Origin of the sequence: Gordonia jacobaea, from assembly GCF_001186365.1 — a bacterium.
GTDB classification, from domain to species: Bacteria; Actinomycetota; Actinomycetes; order Mycobacteriales; family Mycobacteriaceae; genus Gordonia; species Gordonia jacobaea.
Genome location: NZ_LDTZ01000029.1, coordinates 1 through 19,963 on the forward strand (window position 1 = coordinate 1; position 19,963 = coordinate 19,963).

General features: G+C 64.3%; 17 protein-coding genes and 1 pseudogene. 8 read left to right on the plus strand and 10 right to left on the minus strand.

Annotation, left to right across the window (positions count from 1 at the left end; translation table 11 throughout):
• From ABW18_RS23300 to ABW18_RS22940, 5 genes are all read left to right on the plus strand, one after another.
• Nucleotides 1-748: hypothetical protein (locus ABW18_RS23300; RefSeq protein WP_049701055.1), on the plus strand; the 748-nt coding region annotated here is incomplete at its 5' end.
• Nucleotides 749-1,150: 402 nt separating this feature from the next.
• Nucleotides 1,151-4,036, plus strand: coding sequence for a DNA methyltransferase (locus ABW18_RS21825; protein ID WP_235434492.1), 2,886 nt, complete (start codon nucleotides 1,151-1,153; stop codon nucleotides 4,034-4,036).
• 121 nt (nucleotides 4,037-4,157) lie between these two features.
• A complete protein-coding gene (locus ABW18_RS21830; RefSeq protein ID WP_005179966.1) occupies nucleotides 4,158-4,655 on the plus strand; it encodes a hypothetical protein in 498 nt (165 codons plus the stop codon).
• 341 nt (nucleotides 4,656-4,996) lie between these two features.
• The gene (locus tag ABW18_RS21835; protein WP_005179968.1) at nucleotides 4,997-5,854 is read left to right on the plus strand and encodes a DUF6338 family protein; all 858 of its coding nucleotides are present in this window, start codon (nucleotides 4,997-4,999) and stop codon (nucleotides 5,852-5,854) included.
• Nucleotides 5,851-6,021, plus strand: a complete 171-nt coding sequence (locus ABW18_RS22940) for a hypothetical protein (RefSeq protein WP_157227924.1) — start codon at nucleotides 5,851-5,853, stop codon at nucleotides 6,019-6,021. The genes ABW18_RS21835 and ABW18_RS22940 overlap by 4 nt, the downstream gene beginning before the upstream one ends.
• Nucleotides 6,022-6,295: 274 nt before the next feature.
• Here the strand turns inward: ABW18_RS22940 and ABW18_RS21840 are convergent, their stop codons facing one another.
• Both ABW18_RS21840 and ABW18_RS21845 read right to left on the minus strand, forming a co-directional pair.
• Nucleotides 6,296-7,090: a F510_1955 family glycosylhydrolase gene (locus ABW18_RS21840; protein WP_005179971.1), complete on the minus strand. Its 795-nt coding sequence runs from the start codon at nucleotides 7,088-7,090 to the stop codon at nucleotides 6,296-6,298.
• Nucleotides 7,091-7,225: 135 nt separating this feature from the next.
• A complete protein-coding gene (locus ABW18_RS21845; protein ID WP_039994217.1) occupies nucleotides 7,226-7,543 on the minus strand; it encodes a hypothetical protein in 318 nt (105 codons plus the stop codon).
• Between the two features lie 235 nt (nucleotides 7,544-7,778).
• Here ABW18_RS21845 and ABW18_RS21850 point away from each other — a divergent pair, with 235 nt between their 5' ends.
• Entirely contained in the window at nucleotides 7,779-8,729 is a 951-nt protein-coding gene (locus ABW18_RS21850) for a M56 family metallopeptidase (protein ID WP_005179979.1), read from the plus strand.
• A 28-nt stretch (nucleotides 8,730-8,757) separates the two neighbouring features.
• On the opposite strand, the gene ABW18_RS21855 is transcribed toward ABW18_RS21850, so the two are convergent.
• Nucleotides 8,758-9,411 (minus strand): DUF305 domain-containing protein, encoded by a 654-nt coding sequence (locus tag ABW18_RS21855; RefSeq protein WP_007239616.1) that lies wholly within the window; start codon nucleotides 9,409-9,411, stop codon nucleotides 8,758-8,760.
• Between the two features lie 269 nt (nucleotides 9,412-9,680).
• Here ABW18_RS21855 and ABW18_RS21860 point away from each other — a divergent pair, with 269 nt between their 5' ends.
• Nucleotides 9,681-10,616 (plus strand): M23 family metallopeptidase, encoded by a 936-nt coding sequence (locus ABW18_RS21860; protein ID WP_005179985.1) that lies wholly within the window; start codon nucleotides 9,681-9,683, stop codon nucleotides 10,614-10,616.
• Between the two features lie 22 nt (nucleotides 10,617-10,638).
• On the opposite strand, the pseudogene ABW18_RS21865 reads toward ABW18_RS21860, so the two are convergent.
• From ABW18_RS21865 to ABW18_RS21895, 7 genes and pseudogenes are all read right to left on the minus strand, one after another.
• Nucleotides 10,639-10,991, minus strand: a pseudogene (locus tag ABW18_RS21865) (metal-sensitive transcriptional regulator).
• Nucleotides 10,988-13,150 carry a copper-translocating P-type ATPase gene (locus tag ABW18_RS21870; protein ID WP_007239617.1) on the minus strand — a complete coding sequence of 721 codons (2,163 nt, stop codon included), beginning with the start codon at nucleotides 13,148-13,150 and terminating at the stop codon, nucleotides 10,988-10,990. Before ABW18_RS21870 ends, ABW18_RS21865 begins: the two are co-directional and overlap by 4 nt.
• Nucleotides 13,147-15,504 carry a heavy metal translocating P-type ATPase gene (locus ABW18_RS21875; RefSeq protein WP_005179994.1) on the minus strand — a complete coding sequence of 786 codons (2,358 nt, stop codon included), beginning with the start codon at nucleotides 15,502-15,504 and terminating at the stop codon, nucleotides 13,147-13,149. Before ABW18_RS21875 ends, ABW18_RS21870 begins: the two co-directional genes overlap by 4 nt.
• Nucleotides 15,505-15,566: 62 nt before the next feature.
• The gene (locus ABW18_RS21880; RefSeq protein ID WP_007239618.1) at nucleotides 15,567-16,526 is read right to left on the minus strand and encodes a hypothetical protein; all 960 of its coding nucleotides are present in this window, start codon (nucleotides 16,524-16,526) and stop codon (nucleotides 15,567-15,569) included.
• A 92-nt stretch (nucleotides 16,527-16,618) separates the two neighbouring features.
• Nucleotides 16,619-16,825, minus strand: a complete 207-nt coding sequence (locus ABW18_RS21885; protein WP_005195294.1) for a heavy-metal-associated domain-containing protein — start codon at nucleotides 16,823-16,825, stop codon at nucleotides 16,619-16,621.
• Nucleotides 16,826-16,928: 103 nt separating this feature from the next.
• Entirely contained in the window at nucleotides 16,929-18,197 is a 1,269-nt protein-coding gene (locus tag ABW18_RS21890; protein WP_005180002.1) for an MFS transporter, read from the minus strand.
• A 3-nt stretch (nucleotides 18,198-18,200) separates the two neighbouring features.
• Nucleotides 18,201-19,337, minus strand: a complete 1,137-nt coding sequence (locus ABW18_RS21895) for a PLP-dependent cysteine synthase family protein (RefSeq protein ID WP_005180004.1) — start codon at nucleotides 19,335-19,337, stop codon at nucleotides 18,201-18,203.
• Nucleotides 19,338-19,580: 243 nt separating this feature from the next.
• Between ABW18_RS21895 and ABW18_RS21900 the strand changes: the two genes are divergently transcribed.
• The coding region (locus ABW18_RS21900) for a response regulator transcription factor (protein ID WP_049701057.1) at nucleotides 19,581-19,963 on the plus strand (383 nt) is incomplete at its 3' end.

Here is a 19,963-nt window from a genome sequence, read left to right on the forward strand (position 1 = left end):
AGCGGGTTTCGACAAGCAAGCATTGGCGGAGGCCCACGCCGAGTACATGGCGACGGTCGGGGAGTCGTGCTCGAACGAAGAGGCATTACAGCGTCTACAACAGCACGTCACCGATGACTGGAACGACGAGATACTCAAACTGCCGAGGGTAGTTCTTATCGCCGCGAAATATGCCGCTCAGACGTTAACGACCGTTGCGTGGTTGTCAGATATCGCACCGACGTTGGCTATCGAGATGCACACCGTGAATCTGTTCTATGACACAAGAGGGGATCAACCCTCGGCGCCGTGCGTCGTGTTTAGACGGCAGTACCCGCCAGACGACCCGTCTACTCGAGTTCTTACGCCTGGAGTCGCAAGCATTGAGTCAGCGGCTACCCGTATTGCGCAACGACAGCGTTCTTCCCGGTCGACTTATCTCCTGTACGACCACCACGCTATCCCAGAGGGAGCAACCGTTGATTTGAATTTGCGCGGCGCCATTGCGCTGGATCTAGTGGCTGAAGTAGAGCAGTGGATCGGGGAACGTCCAGAGCGAGGACACGCGACATGGACGCGTCACAGGGATAAGCCACTCCGCTGGCTTGCAGACGACGAAGAGTCTGACCGGTCTTGGACTCCGACTAGCCTCGCGAGGCACATCGTTGCCGCAGCAACTGGACTGACCCGAGACGCTATACCGGGCGGAGACGTCTGGCTCTATGGCGAAAAGAACCTGATAACGCTCGCGCGTGAGGTGTCGACCTAGTGTAACAATCACTGGAAAGCCTACGTGCCGAGAACTACGGTCCTTGGGGCTGAATCCCGTAACTGACGCCATACGGTGAGGCAGCACTTGCTGCCGTGTTCGGATGCTGTCATCGGATGCGCAATCAGGTGGATAGCACGTCGGTGAGACTAGTGACAGATAGCTGATCCTGGACCTGGTCGAGGCCGCGAGGGATTGAAGGTTCATCCATAGGCCGGGTCGACGTAACTGATGATTATCGGCGCGGATACATGGAAGGACGAGGTCGGCGGTTTCGCGGTCGGGCAGTTGCTGGACGATCCGAGCTCTCAACGGCGTCGACGTCGACTATCTGGTCCGCCATACGTGGCACCTGGACGCCACCCGCTCACCGAGGAATACCGGCGGTTCGACCAAGTCGGTGTGGAAGGTGGGGTGCAGCGGCAAGGCGATCGAGCCCGAACTCTAAGGTCTGAAAGTGTGTTATCGCACAGGGAAGCTCTCGCAGCGTTCGTAACCTACCGTCACGCCCACCTGATCGGAGACGAGAAGGGCGAAGCCCAGGTCTTTCTTGATCGCCTATTTCAAGCGTTCGGGCACGGCGGTGTACGTGAGGCCGGGGCAACCCTTGAGGGCCGCATCCGCAAGGTCGGTGAACGCGGCACCTCGTTCGCCGACCTGATCTGGAAACCGCGCTGCATCATCGAGATGAAGAAGGCCGGCACCGACCTGTCGCAACACTTCCGGCAGGCATTCCGGTATTGGATGGAAGCTGTGCCTAGCCGACCCCGCTATGTGGTGCTATGCAACTTCGACGAGTTCTGGGTCTACGACTTCGACCAGCAGATGGAAGCACCTATCGACGCTGTCCGGCTCGATGACCTCCCGCAACGCCGCGAAGCGCTGGCATTTCTACTGCCCGAACCCGAGAAACCGATCTTTCTCAATGACCTCGTCGAGGTCACTCGAGAGGCCGCAGCCAAAGTGTCGGGGGTGTTCCGATCGATGAAAGACCGGGGAGTTCCACGCACCGACGCACAACATTTCGCGCTGCAATCGGTGGTCGCGATGTTCTCCGAAGATATCGGGTTGCTCCCCGAAAAGTTCTTCACCCGTACTTTGCAGGACGCTGCAACAGGCCGCGACGCATACGATCTGCTGGGATCACTCTTTCGTGAGATGAACAGCCCAGGGCGTACCGGTGGCGGAATGTTCATCGGGACACCGTATTTCAACGGCGGACTCTTTGAAACCGTCACACCGATCGAGATGACCGACAGCGAACTCGCTGCCATGCGGTCCGCTGCGCTCACGAACTGGGCCGAGGTCCGCCCCGAGATCTTCGGCACCTTGTTCGAGACATCGATGGAGAAAGGGGAGCGCCATGCCTACGGGGCGCACTTCACCTCGCAGGCTGATATCGCCCACGTGGTGACGCCATGCATCGTAGATCCCTGGATGGAACGAATCGACGCGGCACGATCCATCGCCGAGCTCGAACAGATCCGATTTGATATGGGTCGCTTTCGGGTCCTCGACCCTGCATGTGGTTCGGGAAATTTCCTCTACGTCGCCTACAGGGAAATGCGGCGGTTAGAAGCCGAAGTTCTCACGCGGATCGATCAACGCCGTAAAACCAAAGACAAGGCTCAATACGCCCTGACCTACGTCACCCCCGACCACTTCCTCGGTCTCGACAATAATCAGTTTGCCGTCGAAGTCGCCAAAGTAACCATGATGATGGCCAAGAAACTCTCCGCCGACGAGCTCGACGAAAGCGCCGACTCCGCACTACCACTCGACAATCTCGACGCGGTGATCACCTGGGGCGACGCCCTGTTCACGCCCTGGCCGAAAGCCAACGTGATCATCGGCAACCCGCCCTACAACGGACGCCGCAAGATGACGAGGGATCTCGGCGCCGACTACGTCGCCCGCCTCGACGAAAAGTACCCAGGACCAGGTGTGTCAGACTTCGTCACCTACTGGTTTCCCCTCGCCCACCGAGCGCTGCCCGATGGCGGCCGCGCCGGCTTCGTGGCCACACAAGCTATCCGAGACAACCACTCCCGCCGAGCATCTTTGGATTACATCACCGAACACGACGGCACAATCTTCGACGCCGTCTCGTCAAAACCGTGGTCGGGAGACGCGGCCGTGCATGTATCGATCATCAACTGGATCAAGGGAAAGGACCACGAACCCGAGAAAAAGACCCTCTGGCTCGACAATGGAGACCTGCGACTGCCCGTCGACACGATAGCTCCGACACTGCGACCCACCACCGATGTGCGGCGCGCCTTCGCCCTGGCAGGCAATAGACAACCCAAGCGCATCTTCCAAGGGCAGACCACCGGAGCGGTCGACGCATTCCGACTCGACGCCGCCGAGCACGCCGCCCTGATCGCTAAGGACCCCCGCTCAGCTCAATTCATCCACCCGGTCATCGGAGGCGATACCCTGCTGCACTCGGTAACGCCCACCCACTACGTGATTGACTTGCCTCATGATGATGCGCTGATTGTCCGCAGGCAGGCGCCAAAAGCAGTCGAAAGACTTGAGCAAACGATACTGCCGAAACGTACTGAGGCGGCAGAACGCGAGGCCCGTCACAACGCCGCGATTCTTGAACGCAATCCTTCGGCCAGACTCAACCGGCATAAGCAGAATTTCCTGAGTCGATGGTGGCAACACGCCTACCGCCGTGCAGACATGCTGACTGCCATCACCTCGCTGAGCCGCTACATCGGTACCTCGCGGGTGGCGTCCGAGAAGCGTCTCTCGGTGTTCCACTTCATTGACCCCGCCATCTATCCCGATGACTCCATGACGGTGATCGCTCTCGACGACGACTACTCACTCGGTGTGATCTCGTCCGGACTACACCGGGCCTGGCTTGATGAACGATGTTCACGACTCGAAGCCCGACCTCGCTACACCTCGACTACTGTCTGGGATTCCTTCCCGTGGCCCGCCCACCCCAACGAGATCGACGTCGCACGGGTGGCCACCGTCATGGGACGGATCATCGGATACCGCGCCGACCGACTCGCCGAGGGAATTACACTCGGCGACCAATACGACTCACTTCGTCGCCCAGGGCGCTCGGTCCTGCGCACGCTGCACGAGGAACTCGACGCCGCCGTCGTCCGTGCCTACGGATTCAACCCCGACGAGGACCTCCTAGCCCAACTCCTTGCGCTAAACCTGGCGGCCGCCAACGACCCCGAAGTGGCCACACTCCCTGGCGGACAGGGCCGTCCAGGAACGTACACAACCAGCTACCGACTCACTCCACCCAACACCTGAGTGCCAGAGGCTACTGCGCCGCCGGTGGGTCCACTCCGAGCGCTGCCTCGCGAGGGAAACGCTGCCACAAAGTAGGCCGCAACTATTGACAAAGTATGATCAAAGTATTTTGATTGGGGGCATGTCGAGCACAGAGAACGCCATCGTCGTCTTCACCGCCAAGAGCCTCGACTCGATTCTCGCAGAGGGCGGTTCCGGAGTGTGGAAGCTCGACCCTGCACGTGCACGAAAGTGCACCTATGTGGTGTGCACCCAGAACGCTTACAACCCGGAAGCCTACGCAGACGCGACCGAACCGCACGGGAGCGCCTTTCTTCTAGGAAAGATCTCCCGAATCGCCCCAGCGGACGACCGCTGGCGGATCGAATTCGGCGAGTACGCTGCGATCAGCGAACCCGAGGTCTGGGGTGGGCACCGCAACCCTGTCCGCTATATGGACCTCGATGATCTCGGGATCGATCTCGATGGGCTGGAGTGGCTGCCGGGACCGCAAACCAAGACAGTTCTCTCGTCGGAGGCACCCGCGCCACGTGGACTCACCATCCAGGAGGCAAAGGCCGGGCTCGCGGAAACCTACGGAGTAGATGTCGGAGCCATTGAGGTTGTGATTCGCGGTTAGACCAGATGGGGTCGGGTTCGTGAACCCGGCCCCTGTCTTTCAATGGCCAGGTGCAGCGACGGTTTGCGTTGCTGCGCGGCTACGTGCCGTGCGGGTGCGCGGGCCCGACCGCGAACCCAATCGTAGGCACCCGCACGGCTGGTTGAGTGAGGACTCATGCTCGCGAGGATGTTGCGGCACAGCCTGTCTCGCCTGGTCTAGGCTTCCGCCGAGAGCTGTCCTTGCCAACCCTGAGCCCTCTCGAAGGCGTAGTGGGCGGGGGATTGTCCACAAGCCTCCTTCCGTGACACGGTTTCCCGGAGCGTCCCACATCCTCAACTACTACTCTCGGAGCGCACAACATGGTGAGCGGATGGCAGCAAGCACTGACCCTGATCATCGTGCTCATCCCCGGGTTCGTCTATCAAGGTGTCAAGAGACACCGCGTGGGACCTTCCCTGGAAGACCAAGACCTCTCGATCCGACTACTCCGAGCGCTGGTGACCTCCGTCATCTTCCTGGTCGTCTATGCGATCGCGCTAGGTGACTTTCTGGCCGATCGCTTCCTGGAATCAGACCCTCAGCAGCGGTACGACGATGTGTGGGCTGTCGGCCTGATTGTCGGAGGTCTGGTGTTCTTCATCCCAGCCGTGGCCGGGCATGTATCTGCTGCCTACTTGACGCGTAAGCGGTACTTCAGCAGCGCCGACTCGATGACGTTTTGGGAAACTGTTCGCACGACGGCCGAACCCGACGATAACGAACTGTCTTGGGGCCGAGCGCTATTTAGTCGCGACACTGACTATTCGCCAATCCCAACTGCGTGGGACTTCGCAACGCAGGATATTCCTGTTGGCAGCTTTGTCCGAGTGCTCCTGCCCGACGACACCTGGCTGGGCGGGCAAGCCGACAGAGGGTCGTATTTCACGAGCTATCCAGAGCCGCGAGACCTCTACGTTGATCGTGCATGGCAGCTCGATAACGACGGGGTGTTTGTGCGCGAGCTTCCCGGACCGACAGGCATCTGGATTCCATGCAGCGATGCGAAGCTTCTGCATGTTACGCCGCCGGCTGAGGGGGAAGACACGGACGCCGACGAAGAGGGTGCGGAGCGATCCAGCTGGAGGGATTGGTGGATCATCGCTGCCAGCGTTGGCGTTGCTATCTTCGTGCACAGAACGCGGGTGTCGCGGATACTAGAGAGAAGGAGGCAACGATGACGACGGAACAGAACTCGCGACGCCGCAACGGTTGGATCGCGCCGCGCTCTGGCGGTTACCGCCCGGGCGGGGAGTTCAGCACCAAGACAGCGACAAGCCGTAAGCCACCGCCTGGCAGCGCAGGGGTCGCAACGAAGTCCTCTACCAGGAAGAACGCGTCGAAGTGAACGATCAGTCCCGCGAGCCCGAATCCTTGACCGGCGGTGGCTATCGCCCGATCGCACGAGCCTCAGGTGCATCGAGGAAGCCTGGCGAGGGAGACTTCGAACGGAAAGGCGGCCGAGTGCCGCGTCCACAAGGTCCCTCAGCCCAGCGACCTGTGAAGCCGCCGTCGGGTGGTGGAGGGGTCGCGCAGCCAAAGCGGCCAAAGAAGTAGCCAAAGCGAGTCGCCTCCGTCGGTCAGGCCGGTACCCTAGTTCGTTGTGACTCTTCCAAGGCTGTTCATTGGTTCGTCTGCTGAAGGTCGCAACGTGGCCTGCTGATGGTGCTGCGTTGTTCCCAGTGTGTGCCGTCTGGGCTGCGCCAGACGGTGTTGGCGGTGTCAATGCCCCAGAGCGTGCCATCGGGTGCGGCCGCCAGGAGGGCTAGGGCCGGCGCATCGGGGACGATTGTGAAGGTCTGGGCGTCGTCGGTGCTGTGTTGCAGCCCTGCGGGGGTGGTCGCCCAGACGCCGTGGTCGGTGATCGTGAGTGCTGCTGCGGCCAGGGACGCGCCGGTGGTCCAGCTTGTCCCGTCGTCGGTCGATACGAGCAGGCGGTTGATTCCGTCGAAGCCTACGAGTAGTTGTCCGTTGGTGGCGAGCGCGTGGAAGTCGATTTGGCCGGCCACCGATCTCGGTGTCCATGTCTGCCCGCCATCTTCGCTGGCGACGAGTCCCAGCGGGTTGGGTGCCGAGCTCCGCGGGCTGGGATGGCCGGAGGCGAAGAGCCGGTCAGAGCCGGGTACCCCGGTCAGTCCCATGAAGTCGTCGTCGGAGGCGCCGACCCGGCTGGTGGTTCCGTCAGCGGTGAGAGCGACTACGCCGGTGTGAGTTCCGGCCAGGATGGTGCCGCCGGCGCGGATGTGCAGGGCGTGGAGGTGGTCGAGTTCTGGGGTCAGTGTTGTGGCTGTCTCTGCTGAGATTGCCGGCGGTGGTAGAGATGTGGGTTGTTCCTGGGTGGCACAACCGGTCAGCACAGTCAGCGTGGCGATGACTACGACCGCAACAGTGCGGATGGACAGGCTCGAGGCAGGCAAGCGGCTAGGACTTTCGTGTGGATAGGGCCGTGTTCGGTGGTGGCGGCGCTGGATGGTGTGCTCGGTGTGGCGGCGAGACCGGGATAGAGGGTCGGTAGAGAGCCACCCTGGCCCTCTGGGGCGTCGTGGTCGTGGTCACGACTTCTGGATGGGGATGGAAGCCTGCGAAGGTTGTTGGCCGCAATGTCTTTGGAGGACGAGGGAGGCAAGGACGGTACCGAGGTGGTGACGCGCCCCGGCGAGGTCGCCGATCGCAGCGAGGTGGCGGACGAGACCGATGTGTGCGGCGAGGTGGCGGCGTCGGTTCGAGGTGACGCTGAGGTGATGGGCGCGGTGGAAGAACTGGTGGGCCGAGTATGGCGTGGGTGCCCGGTAGACGTCGCGCATGGCATGCAGATACTGACGACGGTGGTCGTCCGGGGGCGAGTGCGTCCCCCTCGGGTTCTCGGTCACAGCGCATCCCTCGAACTAGTACGCGCAGGCTGGGTCAACCCGCGTCATCTAACTACTATAAAGCCTAGTAATTGGCGGCGCGGTGGGTGCTGGAGTTGCGGCGTCACGGCCGAGCCCCTGGGGCATACTGGCTGGTGGTGCAGGTGGCGGACCGCCGGGAAGGTGTATTGAGCGTGGGTCTCAGCGAGCACGACGGCGGGCGTCGAGGATCGAGGCGAACGATGGGTGAGCATCCATGAGTGCAGCGGTGGTGTTAGTTGTTGCCGCAGGTGTGCTGGGCTGGCTGTGGCCTCGATGGATGGTCCGGGTGCAGGGCCGTATCGATGCTCGTTGGGTGTTGGTGGCCTGGCCGGCCGCGCAGGTCGTGTTTGCGTTGTTGTGGGTGGGAGCTGTTGTGACGCTGGCGGTTCCCGGTCATTTCGGCATCCATTCGTTGTCTGAGGTGGTGTCGTGTCTGCGGGTGTTGTCACACGGCGCATCCCCGCGGGTGGAAGCGATCTCTGGTGGCGTGCTGGCGGTGGTGACCGTGGCAGCGATTGTCCGAGCGGTGACGATCGCGGTGCGATCGGCGGTGCGGATGCGTGGTGCTCGTGAGGAGTATCTTCAGTCGTTGCGGTTGGTGGGCGCCCGCAGTGAGCGCTATCCCGATGTGTGGTGGCTCGCCGACGGGCGGCCGATGGCGTTTTGTCTGCCGGGCAAGGATGCCGGCATTGCCGCCACGACCGGGTTGCAGGCGGCGTTGTCCGGTGAGGAACTCGATGCCGTCGTTGCTCATGAGCGCGCACACCGGCGGCAACGTCATCACACCGTGGTGTTGGCGGCCCGCGCTCTCGGGCGTGCGTTCCCGCTGATTCCGTTGTTCAGCCGCGCGGGCCGTGAGGTCGCCGGCTTGGTCGAGCAAGCCGCCGATGCCCGCGCGGCCCAGCTGGTGGGTGCGCGGGCGGTATGCTCGGCGTTGGGAACGTTGGCCCGTTCGGGACCTGTAGCGGGCCCGGTGGGTGTGTTGTCGATCAGCGATTCGTCGTCGGTGGGGCCTCGGTTGAGCCGCTTGGACTCCGGTCACCGGTGCCGGTCGCGACGTCATCATGTGGGTGCTGCCGCGGCGGTGGCTGGTGTGGTGGCGGTGCCGACCACGCTAGCGGTGTCCGGTGTCGTCTCGGCGATGGTGATCGCGATGTGTGTGTAGCCGAGACCGACCCGGGCAGGTCCGACCGCTAGGGGTTGTTGAGAAGCTGCTGCATCCTCGCAATTTCGCTCTCCTGATCAGTGACGATCTGACGTGCCAGAGCGATCGCCTCGGGCGATTGGCCGTCTTGAATCTCGGTCTTGGCCATGGCGATGGCGCCGCGATGGTGTTCGATCATCTGCGTCAGGAACAGGCGCGACGCCTCGGCTCCTTGCGCGTCGCGTAGCTGCTGCATCTGTTCTGGCGACATCATGCCCATCATCGACGGCATCGGGGAGGAACCCGGCGCCATCGACGTACCCATGTCCATGTTGTGTCCCTGGCCCTCGAGTGGGGCTCCCCATTGCTCCAGCCACGACTGCATCTGCTCGATCTCAGGCTGCTGAGCGTCTTTGATCTGCTGGGCCAGACTGACGACCTGGGGGTTGATGTTGTCCTTCTCCAACAGGATGTCGCTCATCATGATCGCCTGGGTGTGGTGCGGGATCATCTGCTGGGCGAACGAGATGTCCGCGCTGTTGTGTTCGGCAGAGGCCGCCGCTGACGATTCGGTACTGACCGTGCTGGTACCCATCCCCGACATCGAGGAATGATCCTCAGTCGAGGTGTCCGAACACGCGGCCACCACTGTCAGAACAGCCGCCGCGGCAGCAACGACGACACCCGTTCGTGTGACTCTCATCGATCTCCTCCTCAAGAGTGGTACTTCGCCACCGCCCGGCGGCGCTTCGATAACAATTCTACTAACACCGATAGTAGTTAGTCGCCTGCCCGGCACCCACAAAACGGGCGGTGAACTGCGCAAACAAAGCCGCTAATGCCTGATTAGTTCGCTTCGTAGTGGAGCCGCGTGTGACTGGTGGGGCACAAGTGACTTGTGGTGTGATCTCGCGGGTACACGCATGGCACTCGTGCGTGGGTCTACGACGTCCGCGGGAAAGGTCCGACCGCATGCAGATGGTGTTGACATCGCTACGGGTCAAGGCGGGGCAGCAGTGGGGCCCCAAAGCGCTGGGGGTGGCAGCGGCGGTGTGCGTGGGCGTTGCGCCTGTGATTGCCACCGCACCGGCGGCGGCCTCGACCGATGGACATGTGGCCGGGGAGCTGATCGCGATCGTGCAGGACTCGGTGAAGGCCGCTTTGGGTGGTGCCGCGGCGGCGAATTTGGGGAAGCCGATCACGCAGACGGCGTCCTGCCTGGGCGCTCAGGCCCAGTCGGGCAGCGTCGGCGATGCGGGCAGTGCAGCCGCACTGCAGTGCTTCGGCACGTTTTCGCTCATTGATCCGATAGACGGGTTCCGGATCATCGACGCGTTACCGCTGGCTCGGCTGGTAGCCACCCTGATCGCCGCAATCGTGCCGCACGATCCGAACGAGCCGCATGGCCCCCAGCCGCAGGAACCCGGAACGCCGACACCGCTGCTGCCCGGTAGTGGCGGTGCGGTGGCGCCGACTGCGGGCGAGATCACGTCCACCTTCGGTGACGGACGGGGCCATCAGGGCATTGATATCGGCAATGATCTGGGCGCGCCCATTGTCGCGGTAGCTGACGGGGAGGTCATCACCTCCGGACCTGCCGAGGGGTTCGGGTTGTGGATGCGGATCCGGCACGATGACGGCACGATCACCACCTACGGCCACAACGACGAGAATCTGCTCGAGCAGGGCGCGCGAGTACGGATGGGCCAATCGATCGCCACAGTGGGCAACCGTGGGGTCTCGACCGGCCCGCATCTGCATTTCGAGGTTCTCGACCCGACGGGAGTCAACGTCGATCCGGCACAGTGGCTGGCCGATCGCGGGGTGGTTCTGGCGATGGCCGCTGATGCAGACGCCCGCGCGCCGGGGCCGGTGGTGCCGCAGTGGGTCGGCGAACCACGCCTGTGACGAACCCGGCGTGGTGGGTGGCTCAGGAACGAACGAGGCGAGCGATGGCCGCCGAGGCTTCAGCGATCTTCTCCTGCGCCTCGTCCCCGCCGGCGTGGGCGGCATCGAGCACACAGTGGGTGAGATGGTCGTCGAGCAAACCCAGCGCGACCCCCTCCAGCGCCTTGGTCAGCGCCGAAATCTGGGTTGGGTCAGGATGTCGATGCAGTACTGCTCCTCGTCGACCATCCGATAGATACCTCGGGATTGCCCCTCGATGCGCTTGAGGCGGGCCAGGTATTTGCCCTTATCGCTGATGTAACCGTGGGAAGAGTGTTCCGAGGCAGAGGATTCTTCCGGGGTGGAGGATTGTCCCGGTGCGGACGCAGCGGTCATGGACTCACCTTCTCAATGGATCTCGGTCGGTTGTGCTGCAGTCCACGCACTGTACTCGCGCCTGGCTGCAGGTCGAGTCGGCGTAACAGTTGCGCGTTGAGTGCGACCACGACCGTCGAGGCTGACATCAGAATCGCTCCGACCGACATCGGCAGGACGAACCCGATGGGCGCGAGAATTCCGGCGGCCAGCGGTACAGAGATCAGGTTGTATCCCGCTGCCCACCACAGGTTCTGCTTCATTTTTCGGTAGCTGGCGTCCGACAGCTCGATGACCGACAGCACCGAGCGGGGGTCGTCGCTGGCGAGGATGACCCCGGCCGAGGCGATCGCGACGTCGGTGCCGGCCCCGATCGCGATGCCCACATCGGCCTGGGCCAGGGCGGGGGCGTCGTTGACGCCGTCGCCCACCATCGCCACCTTGCGGCCTTCGTGCTGCAGTTCGGCCACCTTGCTGGCTTTGTCTTCCGGCCGTACACCGGCGAACACCCGATCGATACCGAGGTCGTGAGCGACGGTGTGCGCCACTGCTTCGGCGTCGCCGGTAATCATCACAACCTCGACCCCGCGGGCGTGCAGCACCTCGACGGCTTGGCGGGATTCCCCGCGCACCTCATCAGCAAGTTTGAGAGCTCCAATCAGCTCAGTGTCGCGGGTGACATGCAGGATGATTGCGCCGTCGGCGCGCCAGCGATCAGCGATGGCCAGTTCCTGATGGCCCTGTTCCTCGAGCATGCGGGGCCCGCCCACCCGCACTGTGGCGCCCTCGACGCGAGCGGTCACACCGACCGCCGGTGACGAGGTGAAGTCGGTGGCCGCCGGCACCGGCCGCGCGCGGTCTCCGGCAGCTGCGACAATCGCTCGCGCCAACGGGTGCTCACTGTCGGCTTCGGCGCTGGCGGCCAGGGCGAGCACGGTGTCCTCATCGACGCCGTCGGCGGCCGCGATCTCGATGACCGTGGGCTCACCCTTGGTCAGGGTTCCGGTCTTGTCGAACAGCACCGCATCCACAGTGCGCATGGCCTCAAGTGCCAACCGGTCTTTAACCAGCACGCCGCCGCGGGCGGCGCGTTCGGTGGCAATGGCCACCACCAGGGGGATAGCCAAGCCGAGTGCGTGCGGGCAGGCGATGACCAGCACGGTGATGGTTCGAATCACCGCCTGGTCGGGTTGGCCGATGACCGTCCACACGATGGCGGTGATGATCGCTGAGCCGAGCGCGAACCAGAACAGCAGCGCTGCAGCGGAATCGGCCAGCCGCTGGGCGCGGGAGGTGGAGTTCTGCGCGTCTGCCACCAGGCGCTGAATCCCGGCCAGCGCCGTGTCATCGCCGGTGGCGGTGATCTGGACCCGCAGCCCCGAGTCGGTGGCCACCGTGCCGGCCACCACCTGATCGCCGATGCCGCGGCGCACCGTGCGCGATTCTCCGGTGACCATGGATTCATCGAGCTCGGCCGAGCCGTCTACGACGCGACCGTCGGCCGGCACGCTGGCCCCCGGGCGCACGATCACCACATCTCCGACCTGCAGCTCACTGGGAGCAACCGTGGTGATCTGGTCGCCATCGACGCGTTCGGCCTCATCGGGCAGCAGCGCGGCCAGCGAGTCCAGGGCCGAGGTCGTCTGGGCCAGCGACCGCATCTCGATCCAATGCCCCAACAGCATGATCACGATGAGCAGCGCCAGTTCCCACCAGAAGTCCAGTTCGTGGTGCAACACACCGATGCTCGCACCCCAGGACGCCACGAAGGCCACCGTGATCGCCAAGGCGATCAACAGCATCATTCCCGGTGCACGCGACCGCAGTTCTGAATAGGCGCCTACCAGGAACGGCCGCCCACCCCAGCAGTACATCACCGTACCCAGCACCGGTGAGACCCACTTCAACACTTCACCATCGGGTAGGTCATAGCCGATGAGCATCGCGAACATGGGCGAAAAGGCCACGACCGGCACAGCCAGGGCCAGCATGATCCAGAACAGCCGCCGGAACTGCCCGACGTGATCACCATGCCCCCCATGCCCAGCGTGATCATGGTCTGCGCGGGCGCGCTCAGCATGGTGATCGTGGTGGTTGTGTGACGCTGCGGCGAGTTGGCCGTGGTGGCGTTCATCGGCGGCGTCGTGACCGACGTGCTCAGGGGAAGAGTGCTCGTTCATGCCGCTACCTTATACCCCTGGGGGGTATACGTCGAGGGGTTGGTGGGTGGAACTGTGGACGATGAGTGGGGCGGGCTGGTGAAGGCGCGCAGCCGCAGGCTGTTGCTGACGACGAACACGCTGGACAACGCCATGGCGGCCCCAGCCAGCATGGGGTTGAGCAGTCCCAGCGCGGCCAGCGGTATCGCGGCGACGTTGTAGGCGAATGCCCAGAACAGGTTCATTTTGATCGTTTTCAGAGTGGTGCGTGCCAAGGCGATCGCGTCGGCGGCAGCGTTGAGGTCGCCGCGGACCAGGGTGATGTCAGCGGCATGCATGGCGGCGTCGGTGCCGGTGCCCATCGCCAGCCCGAGATCGGCGTGGGCCAGGGCAGCGGCGTCGTTGACGCCGTCGCCGATCATGGCCACAACCTTGCCGTCGGATTGCCGGTCGGTGATGACGGCGGCTTTGTCGGCCGGCAAGACGTTAGCGATGACGGTGTCGATACCGACCTCAGCGGCCACGGCATCGGCGACGGTCTGGTTGTCGCCGGTCAACAGGATGGGCGTCATACCCAGTGCGGCGAGCCGGGCGATGGCGTGTGCGCTGGTGGGTTTGATCGCATCGGCGACCGCCAGGACCGCATGGGCGCGGCCGTCCCAGGCGACGAGTACGGCGGTCTGTCCGGCTTCTTCGGCGGCGGTCTGCGCCTCGTTGAGGTGAGGGTCATCCACGGCGATGCCGTGTTCGGCCAGCAGCGTCGGACGCCCGACGGTGACCACACGTCCCTGGACCAGACCGCGCACGCCTCGACCTTCGAAGTTGCGGAAGTCGTCGACCTCGTCGAGCGGCCCGACTTCGGCGGCTGCACCAGCAGCGATGGCGGCCGCGACGGGGTGCTCGGAGGCATTCTCCACCGCCCCCGCGAGGGCGAGCACGTCTTCGCGAGTGGTGGAGGGAGCAGTGGTGACCTGGACGAGTGTCATCTGTCCCGTGGTGACCGTGCCGGTTTTGTCGAGGACAACGGTGTCGACGGTTCGGGTGGATTCCAGGACTTCGGGGCCTTTGATCACGATGCCGAGTTGGGCTCCGCGGCCGGTACCGACCAGAAGTGCGGTCGGGGTGGCCAGTCCCAGAGCGCAGGGGCAGGCGATGATCAGCACAGCGACCGCGGCGGTGAACGCCGCTTGCAGGGGATAGCCGGCGCCGATCCACGCGCCGAGGACAGCGATGGCGACGGCGATGACCACCGGCACGAAGACACTTGAGATCCGGTCGGCCAGTCGCTGGGCGTGGGCTTTGCCGGTCTGGGCGCGTTCGACCATCGCGGCCATTTGCGCGAGTTGGGTGTCCGCTCCCACGCGGGTCGCCCGCACCCGCAGGTGCCCGCCGGCGTTGACCGTTCCGCCGGTCACGGTGTCGGCGGGGGCGACCTGGACTGGCATCGACTCGCCGGTGACCATGCTGGCATCGACTGCCGAGGTGCCGGACACCACCACACCGTCGCTGGCGATCTTCTCGCCGGGGCGCACATTGAACTCGTCGTCAATGGCGAGCTCGCCGATCGGGATCCGATGCTGGTGGCCGTCCCTGATCACTGTGACGTCTTTGGCGCCCAGCTCCAACAAGGCCCGCAACGCCGCACCGGCGCGCCGTTTGGACCGCTTCTCGAAGTATCGGCCGGCCAGGACGAACATCGTGACCCCCGCGGCTACCTCAAGGTAGATGTTGCCTGCACCGTCAGAAGCGCTGACCGTCAGGGTGAATCCGTGGGTCATGCCTGGTTGTCCGGCGGTGCCGAAGAACAACGCATACAACGACCACAACAGCGCCGCGGTGGTGCCGACCGAGATGAGGGTGTCCATGGTGGCCGCACCGTGGCGCAGGTTGAGCAACGCGGCGCGATGAAACGGCCATGCCGCCCACACGATCACTGGCGCGGCCAACGTCAACGACGCCCACTGCCAGTAGGTGAACTGCAACGCCGGGACCATTGCCAGCGCGATCACCGGTACCGAGAGAACCACCGCACCGATCAGTCGGTGACGCAAGGCCACGAGCTCCCCGTCGTCGTCCGAAGGGTCATCGTCGGGGGCGGCACCTTTGGTGGGAGTGGCGGGCAGCGCAGCGTGGTATCCGGCCTGTTCGATGGTCTCGATCAGCAGGTGTGGGTCGACACCGGCGGGTGCGCTGACGTGAGCTTTTTCGGTGGCGTAGTTCACCGAGGCGCTCACTCCGTCGAGTTTGTTCAGTGTGCGTTCGATGCGTGCCGCGCACGATGCACACGTCATGCCCGACACGGCGAGTTCGACATCGACGGCGCCTGTCTGCTCGGCGGTGGCCGCAGGTGGGTGGATCGGAGCTGAGGTGGTCATGGGGGAGTTCCTCGTGGGTGAATGCCTCGGCGCAATGCCCCGGGGTGGCGCTGGTCAGCGAGTTAGTGTCCGGCGTGCGGATCGGCCGAGGGGGCCGTGGAGTCAGGTGTCGGGGCAGGGGTGCCGGTGGGGGCATCGAGAACGAAGGTGGCGGTGTGCACAGCGCCGTCGACCTGGAAGTCGAGGTAGAGCAGATAGCGGCCCGGGGTGGGGGCGGTGGTGGCGAAGCGGACCTGTGGTCCCGCTAGTTGACCGGCGGTCGGTGCCACGCCCTCAGGGTGAACATGCAGGTAGGCCAGGTCGCCTTGACGCAGGGCCACCAAGTGACCGAAAGCGCCCAGATACGGCTGCAGGGTGGTAACCGGTTGTCCTGCTCGGCGCACGGTGACGGTCAGTTCGGACTCGGCGCCCGCGCGCAGATGACCGGCCAGCTCGATGTCGAACCCGTCGACGGATGACTGTCGTGATTCGGCGGTGGGTGGGGCCGGCTGGTAGTCACCGCTGACTTCGACGGTGCTGGTGAGGGTGAGGGGTTGGCCGGTGGCGGCGGGCACGAAGTCGGCGTAGATCCGGTAGCTGCCTCCCGTCGCCCACTGCCAGGGCAGCGTCCAGCGCCCTTCGGGCGAGAGGGTGGGGTGCACGTGTCGGAAGTGGGTGCCATCCGCGCGGACGACGATCAGGTGCAGCTGCTTGTCGTGCTCGGTGGCGAAGTCGGTGACCGCGGTCCCGGCGGCATCGAGGATCTCAAAGCTCAATGGAGCCTGCACCCCGGACGCATGGGGTGCCACCACATTCCCCAGGATGAAGCCGGCTGCTGCCATCGAAACTCCGCGAACCTGATCGGCCCCCGGAGACGAGGCGGATGTTCGCGACTGTGGTGCAGCATTGTGATCGGCATGGGCGGACTCAGCCGGGGAGGTCGACGCCCTGTCGGGAGCGACACCAGCGGCGATGGCGTACGCCGCAGCGAAAACTATCAGCAGGGCCGCGGCGAAGACGCCGAGCTTGGTTGGAACATTCATCGCTGGATTCCTGTCATCGGTGGTGGCGACACCCACGCCGCCCGGGAGAGGCTGAAGTCGCCAGTGGGGCAGACACTTCAGCCCCTCGTCGGCTACTGCGCCAGGTGGTAGCCGGCCTCTTCGATCGCGCCGCGGATCGCGTCGGCCTCGATCGGGGCCGAGCTAGAGATGGTGACTCGCCCGCTGGCCACGTCGACGTCGACGTCAGTTACGCCGGCCAGCGCGCCGACTTCTTCACGCACCGACGCCGCGCAGTGCCCACACGTCATTCCGGAGACGATCACTGTCGATGTGCTCATGAGATGTGCCCTTTCGGTACAGCAGTGGTGCCAACGACCCTCAGGGGGTCTGTCGCTGTGGCGTCTCGCCACACCACCGTTATACCTTACCCCCCTAGGGTAATCAATGGGTTGTGGTGGGCTGAGCTTCGGTGGGGGCGGCGACACTGAGCCATCCGCGGCGGTGCAACAGCAACAGGGCAGACGCCGCCGCCATGCCGGTGAGGACTAGAGCGATCCACACCAGTTCGGGCATGTCGCGGGTGGTGGCCGCGCTGAACAGCCACCCGGTCGCGGCGTTGCCGAGCAGAATCCCGATCCCGACGATGGTGTTGTAGAGCCCGTAGTGGGTGGCGACAAGCGTGCCGCGGGCCAGTCCCACCACCGTGTCCATTTCGAATGGGAACACTGCTGCGGTGGCGGCGGCGAGCAGAGCTGCGGTGAGTAGCAGGGCGGCGATGTTGAGGGCGATGTTGCGCTGATGCGTTGCGGTGCTGGCGACTAGGGGCAGGAAAGCTGCAGCCATCAGCGTCATTCCCACGCTCAGGCTGCCGGTGCTGCCCCAGCGGTTGCCGAACCATGTGGTGATGCGTAGCTGGCCGGCGATGGCCACCAGACCGGTCACCACGAACATTGCGGTGACAACACTGGTGGCGAGGGTGGGGTTGTCTGCTATGCGGTCGGCATGTAGGGGCAGGGCGAGGTAGACCTGGAAGGACAGCACGTAAGAGCTGGCCATCGCCGCAGCGAAGAGCAGGAATCGCCGGTTACGGACGACGCTGCGCCAGTCCTGAATGATTGAGGTGCTGCTCGGGGCAGGTGTTGTTGCGGGTAGCGCTTTGATCTGCACGAGGGTCAGGACCGCGAAAACTGCTGCCGCACAGAGAGAGGTGAGCCGGAAGTCCAGGGCGGTCAGGGCTAGTCCGACCAGCGGCCCGAGCAGGATCCCGGCCTGGTAGAACACGTTGAACACGGCGAATGCTTCGATGCGGCGCTCACCGGCGTCGGCGGCCAGGTAGGCCCGTACGGCGGGGTTGAACAGCGCCCCGGCGAATCCCGTTGCCGCCAAGGCGATCAGGATCGCCGGCAGCGAACTGACCAGGGCCAGTAGGACGAATCCGATGACCCTCATCAGGCATCCGGCGATGATGAGCGGTTTGTAACCCCAGCGGTCAGCGAGTGTTCCCCCGATCAGGAACATGCCCTGTTGGGAGAAGTTGCGTATCCCCAGGACCAGGCCCACTGCCCATGCGGCCAGGGCCAGCGGGCCGGCGAGGTAGGCGGCGAGGTAGGGCATGAGCATGTAGAAGCCGAGATTGATGGTGAACTGATTGACCATCAGCACTTGGCTGGGGCGATCGAAGCTGCGGAAACTGCGGTAGAGGCGTCGCATAGATCAGCTCGTGGGCTCGGCGTGCGGCACGCAAGTGGGGTCGATGATGGTAGGGCACCGCGTCCAGCTGCTCGCGACCTGAGTGAGCGGATCGCTGATGGTGCGGGGTTCAGTGGGCGGCGCCGGGGCGCCGATCAGGTCGTGAGCGCGGCAGTACTCATCGTTGTAAATGGTTCCGTAGTAGCGAGCGGGGCCATCGGGGAACACCGCCGCGATGCGCGTATCGGCCGAACGAGTACGCGCCAGCCAGCCCGAGACCAGGGCCACCGCGCCCACGCTCCAGCCGCCGGTGGCGTAATGCGTGGCGGCCAGGGTGCGACATGCCCAGACTGCCTCGGCCGGCGCCACCCAGTGCACCTCACTGAACTGGTCATAGGCAACGTTGCGGGGGTAGATACTCGAGCCGAGTCCCCGCATAATCCGTGACTGTGCCGGCTGGCCGAAAATCGTCGAGCCAATGGTGTCTACGCCCACAACCTCCAGCTCAGGGTTGAACTGCCGCAGAGTATGAGCCACACCGGCTGAGTGCCCACCGGTGCCCACCGAGCACACCAGCACATCGATATGTCGCAGCTGCGCGATCAACTCCACACCCAACGAGCTGTAACCGGTCACGTTGTCGGGGTTGGAATACTGGTCGGGACACCACGCAGCCTCGTCGCGCTCGAGCAGGGTGCGCACGCGGTCGCGGCGGGCTTGTTGCCAACCCCCGACCGGATGGGGATCGCTGACGACATCGACCTGGGCGCCGTATGCGGCGAGCATCTGCCGCAAGATCGGTTCCAGTCCTGGATCGGTCACCAAGGTCACCGGATGCCCGAACACGATGCCCGCTAAAGCCAGGCCTAATCCCAGTGTCCCACTAGTTGATTCGATGATCCGCGCCCCCGGGGCCAGCTCTTCACGGGCGCGGGCGCGTTCCACCATGTGCAGCGCAGGCCGGTCTTTCATACCACCGGGGTTGAAGCCTTCCAGCTTGGCCCAGAAGCCGCGCCCGTGCTCGGCGAAGGGTTCCTCGATGCGCAACACCGGGGTGCCGCCCACCAGCTGACGACTCAGCCCAGCACGGGGCGACGCGGCTTCGGCGGGGAAGGTACTGGCGAATGGATCACTGGTGGTGAGGCTGTAGGAGACAGTCACACGGGCATCCTCTGCGTTGTTGAACAGGACGCCGCCGGGCAGAAATCAGATCATCAGTGTGAGAGGGAACTGTGTCGTAACGTTCCACCCGGCGACACCGCCACCTTGCCCACCGAACCTCAAGGCTGATCGGCAGCGTGGATCAAGATCTGCTCAAGAATGCCCACGAGGTTGGATGATCGTGTAGACCACCGCCACCATAGGAGCGTGCCCCAAGATCGCAACGTCGTCGACGACCTCCATATGCCGGTGGTCCGACCACCGCACGGTCTGCACGCCCTGGTGATCGAAGATGAGCCCGACATTGCCGAAGTCGTTGCTGACTACCTGCAGCGCAGCGGATTCACGGTCACCGTTGCGCCCGACGGCCAGGAGGGAGTCGCCGCCGCACGCACGGCGAGTCCGGCAGTAGTCATCCTCGACCTGGGCTTGCCGTCACTCGATGGCGTCGAGGTCTGTCGACAGTTGCGCACCTTCACCAACGCCTACATCGTGATGGTCACGGCCCGCGCGGACGAAGTCGACACAGTCGTTGGCCTGTCGGTGGGGGCCGATGACTACCTCACGAAACCATTTCGCCCTCGTGAGCTGATGGCGCGCATCGACGCCATGCTGCGCCGACCGAG

Coding starts and splice junctions, on each gene's coding strand:
- ABW18_RS21830 (WP_005179966.1), top strand. CDS start 4,158: ATGTCGAGCACAGAGAACGCCATCGTCGTCTTCACCGCCAAGAGCCTC.
- ABW18_RS21835 (WP_005179968.1), top strand. CDS start 4,997: ATGGTGAGCGGATGGCAGCAAGCACTGACCCTGATCATCGTGCTCATC.
- ABW18_RS22940 (WP_157227924.1), top strand. CDS start 5,851: ATGACGACGGAACAGAACTCGCGACGCCGCAACGGTTGGATCGCGCCG.
- ABW18_RS21850 (WP_005179979.1), top strand. CDS start 7,779: ATGAGTGCAGCGGTGGTGTTAGTTGTTGCCGCAGGTGTGCTGGGCTGG.
- ABW18_RS21855 (WP_007239616.1), bottom strand. CDS start 9,411: ATGAGAGTCACACGAACGGGTGTCGTCGTTGCTGCCGCGGCGGCTGTT.
- ABW18_RS21860 (WP_005179985.1), top strand. CDS start 9,681: ATGCAGATGGTGTTGACATCGCTACGGGTCAAGGCGGGGCAGCAGTGG.
- ABW18_RS21870 (WP_007239617.1), bottom strand. CDS start 13,150: ATGAACGAGCACTCTTCCCCTGAGCACGTCGGTCACGACGCCGCCGAT.
- ABW18_RS21875 (WP_005179994.1), bottom strand. CDS start 15,504: ATGACCACCTCAGCTCCGATCCACCCACCTGCGGCCACCGCCGAGCAG.
- ABW18_RS21880 (WP_007239618.1), bottom strand. CDS start 16,526: ATGAATGTTCCAACCAAGCTCGGCGTCTTCGCCGCGGCCCTGCTGATA.
- ABW18_RS21885 (WP_005195294.1), bottom strand. CDS start 16,825: ATGAGCACATCGACAGTGATCGTCTCCGGAATGACGTGTGGGCACTGC.
- ABW18_RS21890 (WP_005180002.1), bottom strand. CDS start 18,197: ATGCGACGCCTCTACCGCAGTTTCCGCAGCTTCGATCGCCCCAGCCAA.